Origin of the sequence: Shouchella tritolerans (assembly GCF_025770735.1) — a bacterium.
GTDB classification, from domain to species: domain Bacteria; phylum Bacillota; class Bacilli; order Bacillales; family Bacillaceae_D; genus Shouchella; species Shouchella tritolerans.
The window spans coordinates 686135-709538 of sequence record NZ_JAODPB010000001.1 but is presented as its reverse complement, the minus strand read 5'-3'; the positions used below and the strand labels follow the sequence as shown (position 1 = coordinate 709538).

17 protein-coding genes are annotated in these 23404 nt (G+C 43.4%); 1 reads left to right on the top strand and 16 read right to left on the bottom strand.

Annotated elements, in window-relative coordinates; translation table 11 throughout:
- Positions 1-13: 13 nt before the first annotated feature.
- The 13 genes from N6H06_RS03300 to N6H06_RS03240 all read right to left on the bottom strand — a co-directional run bounded on the left by N6H06_RS03300 (position 14) and on the right by N6H06_RS03240 (position 19343).
- Positions 14-1216, bottom strand: coding sequence for a glycoside hydrolase family 53 protein (locus N6H06_RS03300; RefSeq protein WP_212954382.1), 1203 nt, complete (start codon positions 1214-1216; stop codon positions 14-16).
- Between the two features lie 20 nt (positions 1217-1236).
- Positions 1237-2079 carry a sugar ABC transporter permease gene (locus tag N6H06_RS03295; protein ID WP_263705872.1) on the bottom strand — a complete coding sequence of 281 codons (843 nt, stop codon included), beginning with the start codon at positions 2077-2079 and terminating at the stop codon, positions 1237-1239.
- The gene (locus N6H06_RS03290) at positions 2079-3317 is read right to left on the bottom strand and encodes a carbohydrate ABC transporter permease (protein ID WP_263705871.1); all 1239 of its coding nucleotides are present in this window, start codon (positions 3315-3317) and stop codon (positions 2079-2081) included. Before N6H06_RS03290 ends, N6H06_RS03295 begins: the two co-directional genes overlap by 1 nt.
- A 97-nt stretch (positions 3318-3414) precedes the next feature.
- The gene (locus N6H06_RS03285) at positions 3415-4674 is read right to left on the bottom strand and encodes an extracellular solute-binding protein (RefSeq protein ID WP_263705631.1); all 1260 of its coding nucleotides are present in this window, start codon (positions 4672-4674) and stop codon (positions 3415-3417) included.
- Between the two features lie 218 nt (positions 4675-4892).
- Positions 4893-5885, bottom strand: coding sequence for a LacI family DNA-binding transcriptional regulator (locus N6H06_RS03280; protein ID WP_263705630.1), 993 nt, complete (start codon positions 5883-5885; stop codon positions 4893-4895).
- Between the two features lie 232 nt (positions 5886-6117).
- Positions 6118-6984: a DMT family transporter gene (locus tag N6H06_RS03275; RefSeq protein ID WP_263705629.1), complete on the bottom strand. Its 867-nt coding sequence runs from the start codon at positions 6982-6984 to the stop codon at positions 6118-6120.
- Positions 6985-7063: 79 nt separating this feature from the next.
- Entirely contained in the window at positions 7064-7873 is an 810-nt protein-coding gene (locus N6H06_RS03270; RefSeq protein ID WP_212954384.1) for a TrmB family transcriptional regulator, read from the bottom strand.
- Between the two features lie 388 nt (positions 7874-8261).
- Positions 8262-10700: a beta-glucosidase family protein gene (locus N6H06_RS03265; RefSeq protein ID WP_263705628.1), complete on the bottom strand. Its 2439-nt coding sequence runs from the start codon at positions 10698-10700 to the stop codon at positions 8262-8264.
- 208 nt (positions 10701-10908) lie between these two features.
- Entirely contained in the window at positions 10909-11925 is a 1017-nt protein-coding gene (locus N6H06_RS03260; RefSeq protein ID WP_062745588.1) for a glycosyltransferase family 2 protein, read from the bottom strand.
- A 13-nt stretch (positions 11926-11938) separates the two neighbouring features.
- On the bottom strand, positions 11939-12577 hold the full coding sequence (locus N6H06_RS03255; protein ID WP_238583284.1) for a hypothetical protein: 639 nt from the start codon (positions 12575-12577) through the stop codon (positions 11939-11941).
- Between the two features lie 228 nt (positions 12578-12805).
- Entirely contained in the window at positions 12806-15238 is a 2433-nt protein-coding gene (locus N6H06_RS03250) for a beta-glucosidase (RefSeq protein WP_263705627.1), read from the bottom strand.
- A gap of 98 nt (positions 15239-15336) precedes the next feature.
- Positions 15337-18249, bottom strand: a complete 2913-nt coding sequence (locus N6H06_RS03245; protein ID WP_263705626.1) for a beta-glucosidase — start codon at positions 18247-18249, stop codon at positions 15337-15339.
- Between the two features lie 212 nt (positions 18250-18461).
- On the bottom strand, positions 18462-19343 hold the full coding sequence (locus N6H06_RS03240) for a LysR family transcriptional regulator (protein WP_062745584.1): 882 nt from the start codon (positions 19341-19343) through the stop codon (positions 18462-18464).
- Between the two features lie 191 nt (positions 19344-19534).
- Between N6H06_RS03240 and glf the strand changes: the two genes are divergently transcribed.
- A complete protein-coding gene (glf, locus tag N6H06_RS03235; RefSeq protein WP_062745582.1) occupies positions 19535-20641 on the top strand; it encodes a UDP-galactopyranose mutase in 1107 nt (368 codons plus the stop codon).
- Between the two features lie 46 nt (positions 20642-20687).
- On the opposite strand, the gene N6H06_RS03230 is transcribed toward glf, so the two are convergent.
- From N6H06_RS03230 to N6H06_RS03220, 3 genes are all read right to left on the bottom strand, one after another.
- A complete protein-coding gene (locus N6H06_RS03230) occupies positions 20688-21347 on the bottom strand; it encodes an ABC-2 transporter permease (protein ID WP_212954388.1) in 660 nt (219 codons plus the stop codon).
- Entirely contained in the window at positions 21344-22201 is an 858-nt protein-coding gene (locus N6H06_RS03225; RefSeq protein ID WP_263705625.1) for an ABC transporter ATP-binding protein, read from the bottom strand. The genes N6H06_RS03230 and N6H06_RS03225 overlap by 4 nt, the downstream gene beginning before the upstream one ends.
- Positions 22202-22493: 292 nt before the next feature.
- On the bottom strand, positions 22494-23384 hold the full coding sequence (locus N6H06_RS03220) for a helix-turn-helix transcriptional regulator (RefSeq protein WP_263705870.1): 891 nt from the start codon (positions 23382-23384) through the stop codon (positions 22494-22496).
- Between the last annotated feature and the right edge of the window lie 20 nt (positions 23385-23404).

Here is a 23404-nt window from a genome sequence, read left to right as displayed (position 1 = left end):
CCTTCTCTTCTTGTCATTTCAATTGGTTTACTAAGTGAAACACATCTAATGAAGGCAGTGCTTCTCCATTAAAATCAAACATCGCTTGATTGTCCCAAGCATTGCCAACTTCTCCTTCTGTTTGGATGTAGCCCATTCCTGCCTCATTCGCCCAAGAGGCACCAGATACTGGAATCCAAAGTGGTTCCCAATAATAGAACCCTTCTCCGCCTACCGTATGGATCGTCTCCATCAAATCTCGCAAGTAAGACGCTTGTCCTTGCGGTGATGCTGGATAACCGACTAGCTGTGCGTGTTCATTTGAAAAGAGATTGTCTAAGTTGTCGCCATTGTCTGTCGTAAAGCCATAGGCTGTTTCCACGACATTGACGCCTTTGCCGTAATGGTTCGTAACAAGCTCCATTACTTGTTTGAGCTTACTGAAATCCCCATCCCAGTAAGGATAGTAAGACAAACCAACTACATCAAAATCAACGTCCCGATTCACCATCTCATCGAGCCACCATCGAGCCATATCGATATCTCCGCCTTCTGCTAAATGAAGCATCGTACGGATGCCCAGGTCGCAGTCTTTCACGGCAGTGAGCCCTGCTTCTAACAATGCGGCGAGCCTTTCAAATTCACCGCCGCCTTCTCCCCAGCTTTTGCCGTCAGGCCATAACATTCCGGCATTGATTTCATTGCCAACTTGGACCATTTCCGGAATGACCCCTGCGCCTTTTAACTGGCCAAGCACATTTGATGTATGGTTATAGATAGCGTCCTTTAATTCCTCAAAACTGTATTGTTCCCAGCTTTTTGGCTTAAACTGCTTCCCTGGGTCTGTCCAAAAATCACTGTAGTGAAAATCGAGCAGCAGTTGAAAACCATGGCTATGGGCACGCTTTGCAAGATCAACGGCGCGCTGTTCATCAACAGTCCCGCCGCCATACGGGTTGCCGTTTTCATCGTAAGGATCTACCCAAATGCGGATACGGACAGCATTTACGCCCTTTTCCTTTAACAACACGAGTGGATCAATTTGTTCTCCATCGGCATAATAGCGCCCGCCGTTTTCCTCGATTTCTGGCAACATCGAGATATCGGCTCCTTTAATAAAGTGATCATCCAATCCAGCAATTGGTTCAACTGTAACCGCTGCTTTCACATCTGCACCTCCAAATAAGACGATACTAACTAGCATTACGACAAACGACCATTTGCCACGCAAGCTCAACTTCTGACCATCTCCTTCGTTTATCCTTTGACGCCTCCTTGTGTCAATCCAGAGACAAATTGCTTTTGCAACAACAAGAACATGAGCGCAACTGGAATGGAAATCAACAACGCACCTGCAGCAAACATCGTATAGCTGGCTCCCATTGGATTGGACACCAAATTATAAAGGCCAATTGGGAGTGTATACATTTCCGGCGCACGGACAATGACGCTTGCTAAGATAAAGTCGCCTAGTGGGCCTGTGAATGAATTGATCGCGACCACAGCAAGTATCGGCTTCGCAAGGGGCATAATGATTTGCCCATAAATGCGAAAATGGCTTGCGCCGTCCATCCGCGCCGATTCGTCCAAGTCCCGGGGAATCGAATCAAGATAGCCTTTTAACAAAAACGTATTCATCGGAATTTGCCCACCTGCATAAATCAACACCAATGCCCAGTGGCTATTGATTAGCCCGAGCATTTGCGCCAGCACAAAGATTGCGATCAAGGCAGAGAATTGCGGGATCATCTGCAAAAGCAAAAACAGCATCAAGCCATTTTTTCTCCCCTTGAAGCGAAACCGAGAAAACGCATAACCAGAAAAGCTAACAAGCACAAGCGTTAGCCCCATAGTGAGGAGTCCAATTTTAATTGAATTGAGGTACCACTGTACGTAAGGGTGCGACGCCTCCCCAAGCAAATTAATATAATGGGCCAGCGTTGGGTTTTCTGGGATTATGGACGTGCTCATCAAACTATTGCCAGGATTAAAGGAGGCGCCGATTGTCCACACAAGCGGATAAGCAATCACAATGACCACGCTAATCAAAATGGAATAAGTCACAAACAAGCGGATTCGCCTTTTCGTATGAACCGTCATCACATCATATCCTCCTCTTTAAAGGAGTTTGTACGCTTAAATTGCCAAAGGGCAATAGCAATAACGAAAATCGACAGCAACATCGTGATTGCCGCGGCCAATGCATATTGGGATGAATGCATCGTTAGCTTATATATCCACGACACGAGAATGTCGGTTCCCCCTGCCGTTGAGCCTGGCATTGGTGGGCCTCCGCCATTAAACAAATAAATGATGTTGAAATTGTTGAAATTAAACGTGTACTGTGTAATCAAAATTGGTGCAATCGAATAGAGCACAAGCGGCAATGTAATCAAGCGGAATTTCTGCATAAAGCCGGCTCCATCAATCGTCGCTGCTTCATAGAGATCACTAGGAATCGCTTGCAAGACGCCTGTCGTCATAATGAACACAAACGGAAACCCTAGCCACATTTGCATAACGATTAACGCCACACGACTCCAAAACGGGTCATTTAGCCAAGGCAGGCCATCAATGCCAAAAAACGCGAGAATATGGTTGTTAATCGCGCCAAACGAATCATTAAACAAGCCAGCAAACACAAGAATCGTTACAAACCCTGGCACCGCCCAAGGAAGAATAAAAAACGTTCGGAAAAACGCTTTCCCCAGTACATCGCGTTGATTTAATAAAATCGCCAAAAAAATGCCCAACGCGCATTGGAGCGTTGTCGCAACAAGCGTCCATACAATCGTCCAGCCAAGCACGTCAAAAAAAGTCGAACGCCAAATCGGGACAGAAAAGATATCACGAAAATTTTTCAACCCCACCCAATCGAACAAGTTGGCGGGTGGAGAATGGTATAAATCATAATTGGTAAAGGCAATCGCCAAACTGAACAAAATCGGAAAAATAACTGTAAAGATAAGCAGAAAAAAGGCAGGTGAACTCATCAAATATGGAAAGCTCGCATCGAGCAGATGATGGTACTGGCGGCGGATCGAATGAAGCTCAAGCCCTACGTCGCGACGTTTTCCGTTCTTCACCGCATCTTTTATCATGAAATAGTAAAATGCAAGCCCAAACGCTGCCACAATGACCGCAATAATTCCTTCTGCCAACAAAAAGACGGAGTTATCTCTTGGCGTTTGCACGCCTAGCGTTGCTAATCCCCAAAACCCCATATTGAATATGTCTTTAAATACAAACAGAAAAGCTGCGCCAAAAAGGAAAAAAACCGTTCCTTTTGCAAATTGCTTATTGTACATTTGCCCCATTCCGGGAATAATGGCGAGCATCCCCGCCACGAGTGCATGGTTCGTGGCAGGTTTGATGTTTGGTTGCTCGTCAAGTTTCACGTGCTTCACCTTCTCTTTTAATAGAGGCGTTCGCTCCTTAGTTTTGGCTATGGTTCGCTTCGATTTGCGACTCGATTGTTTGAACTGCTTCTTTTAATGCTTCCCGTACGTCTGTCCGTCCTGTCGCAATCAATCCTAGCGCATTGTCAATTGGCGTCCACACTTCGGCCATTTCTGGATTGTTCGGTGTCATGGTCGCATAAAGGCTTTGTTCTGAAACAGCAGCGGCATCCTCGTCTTCGGCAATGGCTGGGTGATCCGTTAGCGATGTTAGAGGCGGTATTTCCCTCGTTTGTTCAAAACGGTCCAGTGAATTCTCTTCATTTGTCAAAAATTCAACAAACTCTTGGGCTAGTTCTGCATTTTGGGAATAGGAAGAGACATTATAGCTCTTTACTCCTAAAAAGGAACTCATCGGCTCGCCTTCCGCCAAAGCAGGCAACGGCAATACACCGTAATCGATGCCAGCTCGCGCATACGGCTCAAACGACCAAGGTCCAGATATGACCGCAACCGCCTTTCCTTCAGTGAATAAGGAATCAAGCACGTTAGTCCCTTGCTCACCAACAATGCCAGCAGGAAACAGCCCTTCTTCAAAAAAGGTTTGAATGTACGTGCCGCCTTCAATCGCCCCTTCATTGGCCAGCCCGATATCGTTCACATCATACTGCCCATCTTCATTTTGTGGAAAAATATAGCCGCCACCTCCGCCGATTACGCTCATGGCATAATAAATTTCATCCCACTTTGCCACAAATCCATATTCGCCTTCAGCGACTCTCTCTTTCGATAGCTCATACCATTCATCAAGCGTCTGCGGCGGCTCATCTACCAGTTCTTTGTTATAGAAAAGGATTGTTGTCTCAACTGCTTTTGGCAACCCGTATACTTCTCCGTCAACCATTTGCGAAAGCAGCGACTCTTCCGTAAAACGGCCTGTCACTTCATCATCGACCTCTAAGGGAGCGAGTAGCCCTTCAACAACGGCAGTGCCAATTTGGTCATGGGGAATCGTCAATACATCCGGCCCAGAACCAGCAGGACCATCTAAACGCAAATCTTCTAACTGCCCGCCATACTCTTTTTCAATCACTTCAATCTCAATTCCATGCATGTCTTCAAAAGCAGCGACAGCCTTTTCAATGCCAATTGCTTTTTCAGCGTCTTCCCAGATCACTAATTTATCAGCAGATGTCCCACTAGCGCTTTCCCCAACATCGCCATCCTCTTGTGGTCCGCAAGCTGCAACGGTCAGAACTGCTCCACTAAGCAACACCATTCGCCATTTCTTTTTCATTTGTCATCCCCTCAATCAAAAAAGTAACCGCTTTCTTATAAAATAACAACATTCACGAAAAAAGTAAACTTATTTATATATCTATATTTAGTAAAATATTTTACTAAGTAACAAAAAAAGAGCCCTTAAGGGCTCTAGAGGTTGTCCAAAGTCGATTACCGCACTCAGGCTGATAGAGAAACGCTTGTTTATCTACAGTCTAATAGCCCTTTAGGACTCTAGCCCGTACTTTTTCGAAAGATTGGATGACATGACATAAGGACTGTTTTTGGAGAAGTTCTCTTATCGACGAACCGTTCCAATAACAAGTCAATCGCCGTTTGGCACAAAAGCCTCACATCAATCCGAAAGGTTGTCAACGGCGGGGAAACATATTGGGCGATGCTGGCGTCATTAATACTAAATACATTTACCCGCTCCGGCAACGCAATTCGTTCCTCGTTTAATGCTTGCAAACAACCTACAGCAAGGGAGTCGCTTGCTACACAAAATGCTGTCGGCAACTGGTCCCCAAGCGAGTGGATCGCTCGTTTCATCAAAGCATAGCCTTCATTTACAGCATATTGGTCGCCAACAAACAAAAACCGTTCATCGAAAAGTCCTTTTTGCCTCATATATTCTTTAAAGGCACGCTCTCTGCGATCGGGAATATAACCGCCACAATCGGTGTCAAAATCATTGCCGCCAATATAACCAATTGCTGTATGGCCATTTTCCATGTAATAATCGATCATCCGTTCAATCATTCTGCGGAGATGGGGCCGGACAGAATCGAAATGATCTTCATCAGGCGAGGTATCAATAAACACCACGTCATTTGTTAACGTACGAATGTAGTCTAGTTCACGCTTGCTAAAACGCCCAAGGCAAATGACGCCTTTTGTTTGCGGGTCAATTGCTTTAATTCCGTCACCGATCGAATACGTTGTTAAGTTAAGCTGCCGTTCGTTTGCCTCCTCCTCAACGCCTTTCTTTACTGTTTGAAAATAAACGTCCTGCAAATCTTCTTTTTCCGTAATCCAATACAAGAAGGCAATTTTTTTTAATGAATGTTTAAATCGTTTCTTTGTATAGCCTAACCGTTGCGCGGTTTCATACACCTTTTCCCTTGTCTCTTGCGTCACAGATAAAGTGGGGTCTTGCTTGAGCACTCGCGAAACTGTCGTAATAGAGACACCTGCTTTTTCAGCAATCTCCTTTATCGTAGCCAATGGGCTTCCCTCTCTCTATTCATCGATTTCTACCGTCTAGTATAGAGAGTCTATCATGGAGAAGCAATTTCTGCTTGGATGGAGTATGCCCCTTTACACATATCCATCATGCGCAACAAATACGAATGTATATGGATTTGCTCTCATCATCTGGTTACGTACTTAGGATTTAATACAATTACCTCAAAAATCTAAGTTACTAACATAAAAATTCACAGCATAACATCTACGCTCATGCCTTTTTCTGTTCGTATTTTTTCGGGCGGTACCCCATAGCTAAAAAAATTAGCAATATCCCTACAAGTTGGGGGATATCGGGGTGATAGTGAAGGATCGCCACATCTAGCAAAATTGCAACGATCGGGTCGATGAAAACCAATATGGCAATTGTAGAAGCAGGCAATTCTCTTAAACTTGAAAAGAAAAAATAAAAGACAACACCTGTATGGATAAATCCTGTTATAAGAATAAACAGCCAGTTCTCGGCTGAAAGTCCCGAAAATAAGGGCCAATCGACTAATGGCGCCAATAATAGAACACCAAGCATTGTTTGTATGAGTGTTGTTTTAGTTGGCGATAAAACAGTGATGCTTTTTCCTGCAAGAGACGTTAATGCATAGAAGAACGCAGCAGCAAAAGCCCAGCCAATACCTGTCTGCAAAAAGTCAGAAACATGGCCGTGGCTATACGCTTTGCCGACGAGCAATGCACCGGCAAAACAAATCACAATCGAGGCGATGCCTGCCCAAGTCAGCTTTTCTTTAAACCACAATGAACCTAAAAGTAAGATAAGCAGTGGCGCTAAATGGTAGATCGACACTGCTACCGTAATCGGCATGACTTCAAACGACCGGAAAAAGAAAAGCCAATTGAGTACAAGAAACAAGCCACATAATAAAACCTTTCCGTACTCGCTTCTCGGCGGCCGCTCCTTTCTTCCTTTCCTATTCGTTAACAATATTACTGCGCCTAGCATCAAACTCGCACACAAACAGCGAACAAAAACAAGCTCTATCGCCGGTAAACCGGCCTTCACAGAAAACAGCCCAATTGAACCGAAAATTGCCATAGCCAAACTAAATTTCACATATGCATTCATTGTACATCCCCTAGAAGTTATACTACTAACTACTAAAAATCCCTCGAAAATAAACAGCTTGCTTTGAGCATCACGCTTATCACAAGCTGCTTTTTCCTGTCATGACGTGAATTAAATCTTCACGTTTTCTCCATAAAGCATCGAGCTTCTCTGGTCCAAATGCGTTGGTCACTTCTTCGACCATAATGTCATGGCGAATATATTCTGTAGCAATGAGCACTAAAGCAGGATCCATTGATTTAACAGCCCATTCTGAACCCTTATCGCTAAATTTTGCAATCAACGCTTCTTCTTCATCACGAATGACAATGGTCAAATAACCACCCATTCGTTCACTGACAATGTTAGGCGCCATATAGTTATGGTGGTACGTATGCCCAAATGACTTGCTTTCATCGCCAAACAATACAGTAAAAATCGGAATGTCCGTTTCTTTTTCCTTTAACATGTCCTCAATGCTTGCCACTGTCGGCGACCAAATTGATAACCATAACTCTTTCTTCGCTGCCCGAATCATGGAACGCATCTCGCTAATGATATGTTCATACTGGACAATCCTTGTCACCACATCAATTTTTTGGTCGCTTTCTAAAGTCGTCAACGAATCCTCTAATGAGGTTAAAGAAGCATCAAGATCTTCCCTTATTTTCGTCAATAGCTGCCGCGGGTCCACTGGCTTATATACAATTGGATCAGCGGGAACGGTATGCACAGCCCCTTTATCCAACAATTTACCAAGCACTTCATAAATCATTGACCGAGGCACGCCTGAGCGCTTGCTTAGTTCATAACCTGTAATCGCCGGCGCCTTTAATAAACCGATATACGCTTTTGACTCATATTTGGAAAAGCCGTGCTTTTGCAGCTCCTGAATGACTGCCTCTTCCATATCGCACCTCTAAGTAGTTAGTGTGATAACTACTTTACAAAACAAAGGCATACCTTGTCAAGCAGCTCAACAAAACAAATAAAAAAACAGCCAAAAACGCTGTAAAACAAGGGTTTCTGGCTGCTGTATTAGAGGGTATTGATTTTAGTCTGGTCTTAGCGATAAAGAGTTCGAAGCGAGAAGTCGTTCGAATAAGTCAATGACTGCACACGCACCCACAAAGAGTACGATAGCCCTATTTTATGGAAAGTAACATCCAAAAAGCAACGAATGTCGGTTTTCCCTTCCATCCAATATTGAGCCGTTTTTTCAATATTATATTGGTGCGAACTCTCTATTCGCTTAGGGTTCGCACCGAACGATCGGCAAGAACACCAAAACAAACTGGCTAATTTTTCATTAAGTCTGCTTTGGATTTTCGTTTTGCCTTTATTAGTTTTGCTTTTTCCTTTGTTACTTGCCAAAATCCTTTAAAGAAATGCCCGTTTACCATCAATAAAATGCCGTCTAGCATCGGCATGTTTACTATGCCCCCAGTCATTCGGGCAATCCCCCGGAACGGCAAGTTTAAAATCGACATGTCCATGATGTTTGCTGTGCTGCGCTTTCCTATTTTTCGTAAGAAGCGTTGCGTTTGAATGATGGAATAATACGCGATTCTGCCGAACCAGCCCTTTGCGTATTGGCATTGAGCAATCGTGTCGTTATATCCTAGTGGTTGAGTACGATCCCATGTCGGCTCAGGGATTTTATGGCCGATAAGTTGTTCAAATTCTTCGATGCTGACATCATTTACTTTTCCTGAATAGTAGCTAGGCAGTTTTTCCTTTTTATAAGGAAAGGGCGCATTCGTCCCTTCGACAAACCATTGTTGTTGAAGTCTAATATCCGCACTAGAGGCGCCAATCATAATCGTGTAATATGCTTCTTCAATTTCCCACTTGTTTGTCTTCACATTGAAATAGCGGAACGTTTTATTGTCAAAGGGGATTCGTACTTTTTTTGACTCGCCTGCATTAATAAACACTTTCTTGAAGCCTTTTAATTCTTTTTTGGGCCGGAAAATGTTGTCTGACGTGCAACCAACGTATAGTTGCGCCACTTCCATGCCTGCTCGATCTCCTGTATTCGTTAACTGAAAAGTTACCCCTTTTCGATCCACTTTCAAATCAGCATATTCAAAGCTTGTATAGCTTAATCCGAAACCAAAAGGGAACAATACATCGACTTCAGCGGTGTCATAATAACGATAACCAATATACAAAGATTCTCGGTATTCAACCGTTGCTTCTTTACCAGGAAAATGCTTGTAGGATGGTGTGTCTTCGTATCGCAACGGGTAGCTCTCCGCTAGTTTCCCCGAAGGGTTCACATCTCCTGATAGCACACGCAAGATCGCTCTCGCTCCCGCTTGCCCTCCTAAATAACCGTGCAGTAAGCCTTTGACTTTACCAATCCAAGGCATTTCTACCGCCGAACCGCAAGAGATAATGGCAATGATGTTGGTATTCACCTCATACAATGCCTCTAATAAGTCAATTTGATTATCCGGTATTTTCATATTTTTTCGATCAAGGCCGTCTGCTTCTGTTGCTTCATCAAGGCCGATATACAATAGAACAACATCTGCTTTCTTTGCTAACTGACAGGCTTGGTCAATTTTTTGTTGATTCTTTTTCCCATATCGTTCGAATCCAGGTTCATACCCGATACTGACGATGCCAGATTCCTCGAAGCAATCCATCGTATGGTCCAAGATGGTTGGATTGACAATCGACGATCCCGCTCCTTGGTACCTTGCGTTTTGGGCAAATTCCCCCACTACCGCAACCTTCTTGCCGAATTTTAACGGAAGAATATTTTCGTCATTTTTTAATAAAACAATTGATTCTTCTGCTACTTTTTGCGAGACGCGATGGTGCTTCTCTACATCAAATTGCCCAATTGGCTTTTGGAAAGCAGCCTCTGTTGAAAAAATGAGATCTAGTAGCCGATCAACCGCTTCATCCAAAACTTCCTCGTTTAATTGTCCCGACTTGATCGCATCGACAATTTCTTTGTCCGTCTCTCCGGCAGTTGTCGGCATCTCCAATTCATTTCCGGCGAGTAATCCTTGGATGCGATCATTGCTGCCGCCCCACTCGGTGATAACAGTGCCGGTATACCCCCACTCATTCCGTAAAATGTTTTGCATGAGATGCATATGCTCATTTGTATAGGTTCCGTTTAATTTATTATAGGAAGACATAATCGATTTGGTCTTTCCTTCTTCTACACAAATCTCAAACGCAGTCAAATAGAGTTCTCTTAACGTTCTTTCATCAACAATCGTGTCGATGGTCATCCGTTTTTCTTCCTGGTTGTTCGCAGCAAAATGTTTCACGCATGCTGAGATTCCGTGTGATTGGATGCCCCTAATGTAACCGGCTGCCATCTTACCAGCAAGATAAGGATCTTCGCTAAAGTATTCAAAGTTACGGCCGCATAACGGGTTTCTTTTCATATTGACGCCAGGGCCAAGCAAGACATTCACTCTTTGCGCCAATGCTTCTTCTCCGAGATATTCGCCAACTTTCTCGCCTAATTCAGCATTCCAACTATTCGCCACCGTTGCCGCCGTAGGGTAACAAGTGGCCGGCATGCCTTCATTTAACCCTAATTTATCTGCCGCGACTGCTTGCCTTCTAATTCCGTGGGGACCATCTGCAAGGAAAATGCTGTTTACTCCCAGGCGTTCAATATTCTGCGTTTGCCAAAAATCTTTCCCTGACATTAAAGAAGCCTTTTCTTCTAACGTCATTTGTTCAATCCATTTTTTATACTTCATTTCAGTTCCTCGTTCATCTTATTGGTCATCCATTTAAGTTAAAAAATGATAAACTAAGCGTGCCTTCTTTAACCTATATTCTACGATAGAAGCAAGCGCTATTTATACCCCCTATAGTACCATATATAGCGAACGATCCTCTAATGGAAGGACAGAAAAAGCAGGAAATCGAATTCGACTCCTGCTTTCGTTTTGTTCGTTTGTTCAATTAATTAAAGCCTACTAATTTTTGCGAGATTTTATACGCACCAACAGAAATATGACGCCCTGCTCGTCCAGGCAAGTTGATTAAACGCCCCATAATTCCATTTTTTAAACTTTGGTACAGTTGCACATTATGGGTCTTAAAGTATTCCATTAATTCTTTTTTCTTCTGTAAATTCTCTGCTGTTCCTGACCGAATGAGTAGAATGGCAGAAACGACCGTAACAATTTCTAAATGGCTTAACATATAGTGGCGTAGTTTATCGTTCTCGACATGGTCTAAATTTACTTGTTCAATCATTAATTTATTGACTTTAATTTGCTGGTCAATTCGCTTAATCATAATTGCTTCTTGGACAGATTGCCCTTCCCTGCCAATAAAATAACGGTAAAAATCTACATTAATATAATAAAGAGTCTTTACATGGGGAAGGGGCGTATAGACGTACAAGTTATCTACATAAAACGTATGTTTTGGAAGTTGCAGCCCACAATCCCGAAGCAGCTGTGTTCGGTAAATAGCGGAATGCATCAATAGATACTGCCCTTTGCGGAAATAGTTGATATCATCCCATGTAAACGGCGTGCCCTCCGGCAAGGCATTGTCATACTTCACGATTTTTTTATATTTGGCGCCTTCTTTTTCATATACGTAATTGCTTATCACCAAATCAACGCAGCTATTTTTTGAGACGATTGATTTTAATGTCGCCAACACTTTTAAGTATGCCCGAATGTCGACCCAGTCATCGCTATCGACTACTTTGAAGTAGAGGCCAGACGCATGGCGAATGCCTGCGTTTACTGCTTCTCCGTGCCCGCCATTTTCCTGATGAATCGCTCTTACGATAGTAGGATACCTCTTCGCATATTCATCTGCAATCTGTGCTGTCTGATCAACAGAACCGTCATTCACTATCAGTAATTCTACTGCATCTCCCCCTGGCAACAAAGATTCAATGCAATATCTCATGTAATCTTGTGAGTTATAACAAGGGATCACTACTGATAATAATTTCATGTTTACACGACCTTCACTTTGCTTGTTTTTCTGGCTCCTGTTTAAAAATAAGTTTAAAGATCGGGAAAAATACCCAGAAGGAAATGGCGCTGTTAATAATCATAGTAATTGCATCCGCCGCTGTTTCCCCGAATGAACCCATTCCCCACGTATTCATAAGCAAGTTATAAATCGGTGCTTTATAGAAGCCTTGCGCTGCCGCGGCCCCAATCGTAATAATAATATAGGCGACAACATACCAAAAGGCAGCCTTCCAAATATTACTGTTTGATTTAAATGTAATGCTTCTTTGCGCAAAGAAGTTGATGATCTGGGCAATCGCAATCGTTAATTGCACTGCAAGGAAGTAAGCCAGTCCCCCTCCACCGCCTGCCGAGAGAGCACCTGCCGCATAGTCAAACACATAATACGGACTTCCGTCGAAATTCTGGCCAAACTGTAACACTTGAAAACTTGTTGCAACTAAAGAGGTTTGGGCAAATATGCCTTTAAAAACGGGCATCAGCACAAGCTGAAGAACCGTTATGCCATTACTTAAAACAAAAAACACGAGAAATTGAGCGACATTTGGATGTTTTTCCTTATACCTTGCCCAGAAGCCTAGAAGCCCTGCCGTAGATTTACGCTCAGCTTTCCCCATCTCATTTCTCATTGTACTCTCCTTTTTCGCTTTGTGGTAGCCAATAATCATTCTTGACAATCATTTGCACATCCCACGTCTATTCGCATATTCCTTCGTTCCACAAGCCTCATCTGAAAATCGTTTTCTATCAGCGACTTTGTCGACAACCTCAAAGCCTAAAAACAAAAGATGTTTTTAGGCTTTGGTTGCGCTTCTTCATCTAGCTTTAAAAAAGAAACTTTTTTTGCCGCCTTGCTGCTATATAGATTGGCTCCTATTTTTCAAGTGTTTGTTATACTGTTTGCGCTCTCTGAGAAAGTGGCGCAGCCCTTTAAACAAGTGGCCATTGGCAATCAACAAAAGGCCGTCCACCATTGGCATATTGATCATTCCGCCTGTTAATCTTGCGATTCCGCGGAAAGGCATATGATAGACAGACATCATAATGAGATTGGCAGTCTCCCGCTTTCCTATTCTCTTTAAAAAGCGATGAGCAAACGTGATGCAGTGAAAGGCAAGTCTTGCGACAATTCCTTTCGCATACTGGCATTGGGCGATCGTGTCGTTGTAACCTAACGGTTTTGATCGATCCCATGTAGCCACTGGAACGTTACGGCCAATTAATTGCTCAAATTCTTCCACCTTCACATTGTTTGCTTTCCCATCATAATACGTTGGTAGTTTCTCTTTATCATAAGGGATTGGCGCATTTGTCCCTTCAATCATGACTGATTCTGAAAGACGGATATCGACACTAGAAGCACCGATCATCACGTCATATGTGGCCGTTTCAATCTCCCATTGATTCGTCTTGACATTGAAATAGCGAAACGCTTTGTCATCTAACGGAATCGTGACCGTCTTCGTTTCACCTGCGTCTAAGAACACTTTTTTAAATCCCTTTAATTCTTTTTTCGGTCGAAAAATCGCATCCGATTGACAACCGATATATACTTGCGCGATTTCTTTCCCAGCTACATTTCCCGTATTCGTCAGCGAAAAAGTCACTTGGTCCTTGCTTACTTGAAGGTTTGCATACTCAAACGTTGTGTAACTAAGCCCATAGCCGAATGGGAACAGTACTGGAACATTCGCTGTATCATAATAACGATAACCGATATACAGGGATTCCCGGTATTCGACTGTCACTTCTTTGCCAGGAAAATGGTGATAGCTTGGTGTGTCCTCGTAAGTTAATGGGTACGTTTCTGCTAATTTCCCTGATGGATTTAACTCACCGGTCAATACGCGAAGGATCGCTTTTGCCCCCGCCTGGCCACTTAAATAGCCGTGGACGAGCCCTTTTACTTTATCGATCCAAGGCATTTCAATTGCAGAACCACACGACAAAATGACGATAATATTGGCATTCACTTCTGCTAAAGAGTGGAGTAATTCAATTTGATTCTCTGGGATTTTCATGTTTTCACGGTCTAACCCTTCAGCCTCTGTCGCTTCATCTAATCCCATGTAGAGAAGAACAACGTCTGCTTGGTTCGCGAGCGCGCATGCTCTTTCGACTTTCTTTTTATTGCGTTTGCCATAACGCTCAAATCCCGGTTCATAGCCAACATGCTCAATGACTGATTTTTTCACACAATCAAGCGTATGATCTAAAATGGTCGGATTCACAATGGAAGAGCCGGCTCCTTGGTACCTTGGATTTTCGGCGAAGTCACCAATAATGGCGACCTTTGTCCCCTTCTTAAGCGGTAAGATGTGCTCTTCATTTTTCAACAGGACAATCGATTCTTCCGCCGCTTGTTGTGCCACTTGATGATGGACTTTTTGATCAAACTCATTTTCCTGTTGCTGTTGAAACGCTTTTTCTGTAGCGAAAATAAGCGTTAACAAGCGATCAACGCATTCATCTAATACGCCTTCTTTTATTCTTCCACTTTGGACCGCTTCGATAATCTCTTGGTTCGTTTCTCCTGCCGTTGTTGGCATTTCTAGTTCGTTCCCAGCGATTAAGCCAGCAACACGATCGTGGCTTCCTCCCCAATCGGTTACAACCACACCATCGAATTTCCACTCGTCTCGCAGAATGTCACGCATTAAATGGATGTTTTCATTGGTATAGGCTCCGTTGAGCATATTGTAAGATGACATGACCGTCTTAGTCTGGCCTTCTTGAATAGCGATTTCAAATGCGGTTAAATAAATTTCTCGCAACGTTCGTTCATCGACTATCGTGTCGATCGACATTCTTCTTTCTTCTTGGTTATTGGCGGCAAAGTGTTTAACACACGCTGAAATTCCTTGCGACTGAATGCCGCGTATATAGCTTGCGGCCATTTTGCCAGCATGGTAGGGGTCCTCGCTGAAATACTCAAAGTTTCTTCCGCACAACGGATCTCGCTTCATATTTACACCAGGTCCAAGCAGAACATGGACTTTCTGCGATACCGCCTCTTTCCCGAGATACTCTCCGATTTTCTCTCCTAGTTCAGCGTTCCAGCTGTTAGCCACTGTGGCCGCTGTAGGAAAACATGTCGCCGGAATGCTTGGGTTTAGACCAAGGTGATCCGCTGCTTTCGCCTGCTTGCGAACGCCATGGGGGCCGTCCGCGAGAAAGATGCTGTTAATCCCGAGGCGGGCAATATCCTGAGTCTGCCAGAAGTCTTTCCCAGACATTAAGGAGGCCTTCTCCTCCAATGTCATCTGTTCGATTAAGTGTTTATGTTTCATCTCCGTATCCCCATTTAGCCTTAGGGCGGCAGCCGACAAGCAGCTACCGCCTAAGCTCTATCCTATAGTGTTAAACTTGCTGTTCTCTCTGTATCGTTTTACGTTTCGCTTGTTCCTGTCACGTCGTTTCTCCGCCGTGTCACTTTGTTGAAACCAAGCGCCAGCAATGCAAGCAGGATCGTATCGCCTGCACCGAGAGCGAGTAGCCAATACGGATACGGCGTCGTGTTGATTTCAAGTGCATTGCTGTTGGCAACAGTATAAAGAATATTGTGGCTCGCTTTTCGCATCGCTTGTTTACCGGTGTTCGTCTCCGTACTCAATTCGGTCGGCTTGTCGCCAACAGTTGTCAGCATTAAGTCATTGCCCGCCCGAATCATCAGGTCTGGAATCATAAACGGAAATCGGTCGAAATCGGTAACGACCATGCCATTAAAGCCCCACTCTTCACGAAGAACCGTTGTTAACAATCCTTCATGTACACCGGCCCATGTTGTGCCAATCCGGTTGTAGGCGGACATCACAGCCGTCGCTCCGCCCTCTTTTACAGACAGCTCAAACGGTTTAAGATAAAGCTCACGTATCGCTTGTTCATTTGACCAAGTCGCAATCCCGTAGCGATTCGTGTCTTGGTCGTTCATGGCAAAGTGTTTGATATAAGGATAGACTCCTTTAGACAGCGCTCCTTGAACGACAGCCGAGCCCATCTTGCCTGACAGCAATCCATCCTCGGAATAATATTCAAAATTTCGCCCGGAGAACGGTGTCCGGTGAATATTCATACCTGGGGCGTACCACCCACTGATGCCGTAAGCCAACGCTTCATTGCCGAGTGCTTCTCCCATCTGCTGAACGAGATCGACATTCCATGTCGAGGAAAGAACGACTGCGTTCGGATACTGTGTTCCTTTCAGTCCGTTTACTAGATGGTTGATCCCTGCTGGTCCGTCAACATCTGTTGTCGCAGGCTTATTGATCGATTCAAGCGGTTGTGTTGCATATCCGCCGAAGCCGATTAATTGCGCCATCTCTTCTACAGAAAGCTGTTCCAACAAATCGTTCCATTTTGGATCGTCATAGTCTAGACCTGCCACATCTTCAAGTTCCAATCCATGGTCAGCAAATACAATATCTGGGTCATCTGGATTGTTGACGACTTCAGGGTCTTCCAAAGCTTGAAGCAGCTCTGGGGATGCCTCCTTATCTTCTGTCCGCTCTGTTGGCAATGTGCCTTCCCAATCGGCTCGTGATACATACGTTAAATCGCCTCTTGCCTCATCAAACACATTTGTTGCAGTCATATGGTCGGAAGCGCGTTTGTTCTCTTCGTTATATACAATCGTGTCGTTCACTTCATACGTTCTAGAATCGATTACCTCATGGGCATTTTCCATCAGTTTGATCTCATAAGTTCCGTGATCAAGCACATAGGCTTTTTCATGTTGGTCATCGTAGGATGCCATTTCTTCTACTGGAATCTCCAGTTTGACTGTTTCTGAAGCGCCTGGTTCAAGCAACTCTGTTTTATCAAAAGCGCCGAGCACAACATGTGACTTCTCCATTCCCCCTTCATAATATGGAGGCGTGTAATACAACTGAACGACTTCCTTGCCCGCTGCATCACCTGTATTTGTCACTGTCACTTCAACCGTAATCCTATCATCCGTAGTTTGGTAATCGGTGATCTCCTGGTCGAAGCTCGTATAACTCAAGCCGTAACCGAACGGATATTGGACAACTTGTTGATAGGCCTCTTCGTCAACCTCTCCGGTTTCATTGTCCACAAAACGAGTTTCATAGTAACGATAGCCGACATAAATGCCTTCCTCATAATTAACAAATGTGTGGAAATTATCGTATTCGCCAAATATTTTATCGACTGCCTTATGCTCCGTATTGGAATACTTAAAGTCACCTGCATTGTAATAAGCTGGCGATGATGTTACATCGTAGGCATACGTGTCTACCAATCGTCCAGACGGGTTTACATTGCCAGCTAAAACATTGCCTACGCTGTTGTTTCCTGTGGAACCAGGAAAACCAATCCAAATCGCAGCATCAATCTCTTTCTCTTCTAAAAATCCTAATTCCATCGCGTTGCTTGAGTTAAGCACGACGATGACCTTCTCAAAATCTCTAGAGGTAACCGTATCGATTAATTCTTCTTCTTGCTCCGTCAATTCTAGAAAATGACGATCTTCGGAGCCGCCATACTCGGCTGTATCAAATGGCAAATCGTCCGCTTCTCCGCCTGTCCGTGCGAGAACAATGAAAGCCACGTCAGAGAACTGCTCTGCATTTGCCCACATGTCTTCGCTCATTTCACTGTTTGGCGGTTCGCTCAACGTATAATCGCCGCCTGTTATATTTAAGTTGTTCTGTTCCTCTTTTTCAGGAGCATGCTCTTGGTAAAAGTCAGTCAGTTCATCATTGACGACAAACCCTGCATTTTCCAGTCCTTGCTGAAGATCAATGTTTTCTTTTTCCTCCCCTGCGCCAGAGCCGCTGCCCCCATAGAACATTCTCACTGACGCTTGGCCAAACACATTGACATTCTTTTCAGTAGCATTGTCCACATTCAGTGGAAGTGCATTGCCTTTATTTTCAAGAAGAACAATTCCTTCGTTTTCAACTTCTTCGGAAATCGTTTTTGCGTCTGCTGTCACCTTGGCTCGTTCTTCTTCATCAATTTCCGCTTTCGCTAAGTATTGATTGATAACAACGTTAAAATTATAAATAACACCATTAAGGATGACGATGGCAATCACACCAAGACTCAGTAGCGAGAGCCATATTCTCCGCTTCCCTTTTTTCTCGGTTGGATTTCGTCTCGCTTGCATAAAGCCAAAAACAAAGATAACGATTCCAAGAATGATAACACCAATAAGCAAGATCTTTACCATTTGTCCTACGCTTACAAATGACGCCGTGATTGCAGTCGCAATGATCAATACGATCGCAATGATGGCGATAATTCCTAGCGTTTTCTTGCTCCCCTTCGTCTTACTCATGTCTTTCCCCCGCTCTGCCCATTTTTGTAACCGTTGTTTGTATACGGTTTCAGGTGGTTACACCATTAGGGTACCGTATCTAAATAGGGTTAACCATCAACGAAAAGTTAGGAGGTAGTAACGATTCGTTCATACACACAATGTTCATCTCATTTGTACCCCAGCTTTTTTGCACACAAAAAAACAAATCGCTTAGACAGGAAAGGTTCTCATCAAAGCCATTTGCTTTTTTCTTTCATGTAATTTTGAAATTGAGAAACAGCCTTCGATTGCATATCCCTTTTTCTAAAAACAAGGTACACGTTTTGTGGGATGCTTTCTTTTAGTCGAATGACTTTTATGTTTTCATTGCCTATCGCTTCTTCAACAAAATCAACGGAGACAGCCACTTGGCCATTCGCTTCACATAAACGATGGGCTGTGATTGCGTTTCCGAATTCATGGGTAATGGTTGGTGTAAACCCATGTTCCAGACATGTTTCCACAAATCGATGCTCTCTACCTGTGCCGGCCGCTTTTATGATTAACGGCACATTTTCTAAATCAACGACGGAAAAGACATCTTTTTCTGCCAGCGGATGGGTTTTCGCTACAATAATAACGGCCTCACCCTCAGCGACTAACTCTGTTTCACAGTTTTCGATTTCATCTGGCTCCAGAACGAGCCCTATATCCACTTCTTCCTGAAAGAGTGGGTCGAGCGGGAATTCATCGGGATATTCCCTTATTTTCAATTGAATATCAGGGTAGATCTCTGTGAAACGAAGCAAATAGTCTACCGGTATCGCCAGTGAGGAAGAATACGTAACAAGCACATTTAACAAGCCTTTTCGACCGCTGACAATGCTTATCTCTTTTTTAATATCTTCAATTAAGTAACGAAGATGTTTTGCTCGCGCATGCAGCAGTTCCCCCGCTTCTGTTGCCTCCACTCCACGTGGCCCCCGGTAAAACAGTTCTGTCTCTAACTCCAATTCAAGCTGCTTAATGGTTTTACTAACCCCTTGTGGAGTAATATACAATTCCTTTGCTGCCGCCGTAACACTCTTCTTCTCGTATACTTTTATAAAATATTCTAATGCTTCCGTATTCATTGTGGTCCCTTTCAATGGCTAACACATGTGATCATTACTAGTAACTATAGCATATTTAAGTGACCACCATCCATTTTTGATCGGTTGGACAAATCGCTGAAAATATAGTTATAATTACTGCTTGTAGAATAAAGAGCAGATCCAGTTCCTTGCCTTTCATCCTAGGGAATTTTTTAGAAGGTGGTTTCACAATGCAATATGACTATTTAATCGTTGGCGCGGGGTTATTCGGTTCCGTTTTTGCTTATGAGGCAACAAAAAGAGGAAAGCATTGCCTTGTGATTGATAAACGAAACCACATCGGTGGCAATGTTTATACCAAAACAATAGCGGGCATCCAAGTTCATCAATATGGGGCCCATATTTTTCATACAAATCACAAAGAAATCTGGAACTATGTGAATCAATTCGCTGATTTTAACCGTTATACGAATTCCCCAATTGCCAATTACAAAGGAGAGATCTATAACCTCCCTTTTAATATGAACACATTCCATCAGCTATGGGGTGTGACCACCCCCGAGGAAGCAAAACAAAAAATTAAGGAACAACGGGACGCCGCGAATATTACAGAACCAAGGAACTTAGAAGAACAAGCCATTTCATTAGTCGGGACTGACATTTATGAAAAGCTCATAAAGGGGTATACAGAAAAACAGTGGGGACGGCCTGCGAAGGAATTACCTGCTTTTATTATTAAAAGATTACCCGTTCGCTTTACTTACGATAACAATTATTTTAACGACAGGTACCAAGGAATTCCAATCGGAGGATACAGCCAGATCATTGAAAAAATGCTGGCAGGCGTTGACGTTCGTTTGAATACCGATTATTTCGCCTCTCGAGCTGAGCTAGAAAAGACGGCTAAGAAAATCGTCTATACCGGTATGATCGATCAATACTTTGATTACATTTACGGAACATTGGAATACCGAAGCTTGCATTTTGAAACCAAACAGTTAGAAGATACCGATAACTATCAAGGAACTGCGGTTGTCAATTATACTGATCGCGAGACACCATTTACTAGAATCATTGAACATAAACACTTTGAATTTGGCAACCAAACGAAGACCGTCATTACCGAAGAGTACCCAAAAGAATGGAAGCCAGGTGACGAACCGTATTATCCAATCAACGATAAAAGAAACAATCAAATCTACCAAATGTATAAACAATTAGCAGAACAAGAGAAGCACGTGATTTTCGGGGGTAGATTAGCTACTTACAAATACTACGATATGCATCAAGTGATCGGAGCAGCATTGCAAACCGTAAAAAAAGAATTTGGTCAGTAAAAACGGTGCCTTTAGTCGAAGCACCGTTTTTTGTTGACCTCGTAACTTAAAACTCTTTCCTTTTAAACACGTACAATGCAATTACGTAAGAGGCAATAAAAAGCACAAACGAGACCGCTAAAAAACTTACAGAGAACAGCATATCTACATTCATCCCTTGTAGTGCACCGAGGGAAACAGCGCCTAGAAGGATTTCAAATAGCCAAGAACTTAGTAAAAACAACCCAACTGCAGCCATTATGCTAAAGACAAGAATCCCATCCGATTTTTCAGTCCCTAGCTGGTATGTCAATGGATAGTTGAGCATGCCTGAAATAAGGACGATGCCAACACCATTCATCATCTTATAAACGGCAGAATCCGTCATCACTTGCCCAATGATGGACTCAGCGACCATAAAGAGCGCAACGGTGATGACTAAACCGATGACAACCATCATCGAGTAAAAAAGGTAGTGGCTTTGTACGACTTCCCTTCTTTTCAAAGGCAGCGTAAGCACAAATTTGCTCCAGCCTGACATCGACTCATGCTTTAAGACTTCTAGTGCTGGCGTAACCATAAAAAAGAGCGGCAACCATGCTGCAAACTGCATCAGCATCTCATTTTGGGTAAACAGAAGAACCGCGGTAATGCCCACACTTAACGCGATATAATTCCACAAGCTTTTTCCGACAGCGTAGTATTGATTTAAAACTAAGCCTTTCATGCTGTTTCACCCCTCATTAACAAAAGCGTCATATCATCAATGGTAAAGCCTTTTTTTGCAATCGAAAAAGGGACTTGTTCCCGATCAGACACGAGCACATCGATGTTGTCTCCATTTTTTCTATATGTGAGAATCACATTTTGCTGAATAAGGTCCAACTCATTTTGCCGGCATTGCAAAATCGCGTATTTCTCCCGCAATTCGGCTTTTTTAACGTTTAACAAGATTTCTCCGTTTTTAATAAAAACGAGAGAATCAGCGATTTTTTCAATGTCGCTCGTAATATGGGACGACAACAAAATGCCCCGCTTTCCGTCTTGGACAAATTCTTTTAATACATCTAACAATTCATCCCTTCCCGTCGGGTCTAGGCCTGCTGTCGCTTCATCCAATATTAACAATTTGGCATCGTGGGACAAGGCAACGGCAGCGGAAAGCTTCATCGACATCCCCCGTGAAAACCCTCTAATTTTCTTGTTTCGTGGCAAAGAAAAGAAATCAACATAGTGGTCAAACGTTTCCTGATTCCATTGCTTGTAAATTCGCTGAAAGACATTTCCTAGTTTCACAATGTTTAAGTCTCCAGGCAGTTTGATGTCCTCAAACACAACGCCAATATTTTCTTTTAGATGTAGTTTGTCTGGTGCCATCTCTTCTCCAAGAACATGAATGGTGCCGCTGTCTTTCTGGAGTGTTCCTAGAATCGACCCCATCGTTGTCGACTTCCCTGCTCCGTTCTCTCCGATAAATCCAACAATCGAGCCGTACGGTATCGAAAAAGACACATCCTTTAAGGCAAAAGCCGAATCGGAATATTGTTTTCTCAAATTGTCCACTTCTAAAATAAACGACATATCCATTCTCCTTCTTGATTGTAAGATAATGGTTTATCCTCTTTGCGCGAAATCGATTGGCTTAAGGGAAACCAAAAGGAACCGTTTGCGTTGACATACAGCTGATAAGCGCTTGCGCCATCGCCTTTCCGTTTCTACGTTGATACATTGAAGTAACGACATCTCAATGTACATTTTGTTCATATTGTGTATATAATATATATACAAAACAGCGTTTTTGTCAATGCCAATTTTTCCATACACTAAACAGAGCCTTTGCGGTGTGTGTTCGCAAAGGCTCTTCTCTTATTCCTTATTCTTGAAAAGACAAATTTAAAGGTTCATCATACATCGTAAAATTCATCTCTATGTTCGTGGATGGCACATTTTTGTCAACGACTTCAAAGGAGCAGCTATCGAGCCATGCTTGCCCTTTGCCAGACAACAAAATGCCAAAGGAGATAATGGCACTGTTTTCAGGGACATCTAATACAATCGCGTAGCGGTTCCAGTTGGTCGTTCCTACAATCTTGCGGTTTGACATGTTGTCGAATTGGAGCGCATCGTTCATATTGTTATCGATTCGCATCCATAAGCCACAATAATTGGTGACATTTTTGGTTTTGACGAAACCGGAAAAGCGGACACGTTTTCCTACATAGTTCTTCGCATTGAATTGCTGCATGAGCGTTGCAAAATCGTCTTCTTCTTGAAGGGCGTACGATTTCAAATAAGCCGATACGCTGCCTTGGTGAACGGTTTCGGTGTCCAATCCGTACTCGTATTCGGCAGGCTGGCTGCCGCTTAAAAACCAGTGTTTTATCGGAGATGTTTGCAAATCCATCGTGTTCCCTCCATTTTCCTGAATTGATTGATGTGGTTGAAATCGAGTGCGATAACGGGCAGGCGGCAAGCCATATAGCCGTTTAAACGCGCGTGTAAACGCTTCTTGGCTTTCGAAGCCACAGGCAAATGCCACTTCAATAACGGGTGTGTCCGAATGCAATAATGTTTTCGCTGCAAAACAAAGGCGCCGCCGCTTTATATATTCAGACAAGCTCAGCCCGACTTCCCGTAAAAACACTCGGTGGAAATGATACGGCGAATAGCCAGCCTTCTTTGCCACATCCGCAACCGAAATAGAATCCTGTAAATGGCCTTCAATATAGGCAATGCTCGTTTGGATGCTTTCGCTGTAATCGATCGTCCTCCCCCCTCTCGCCC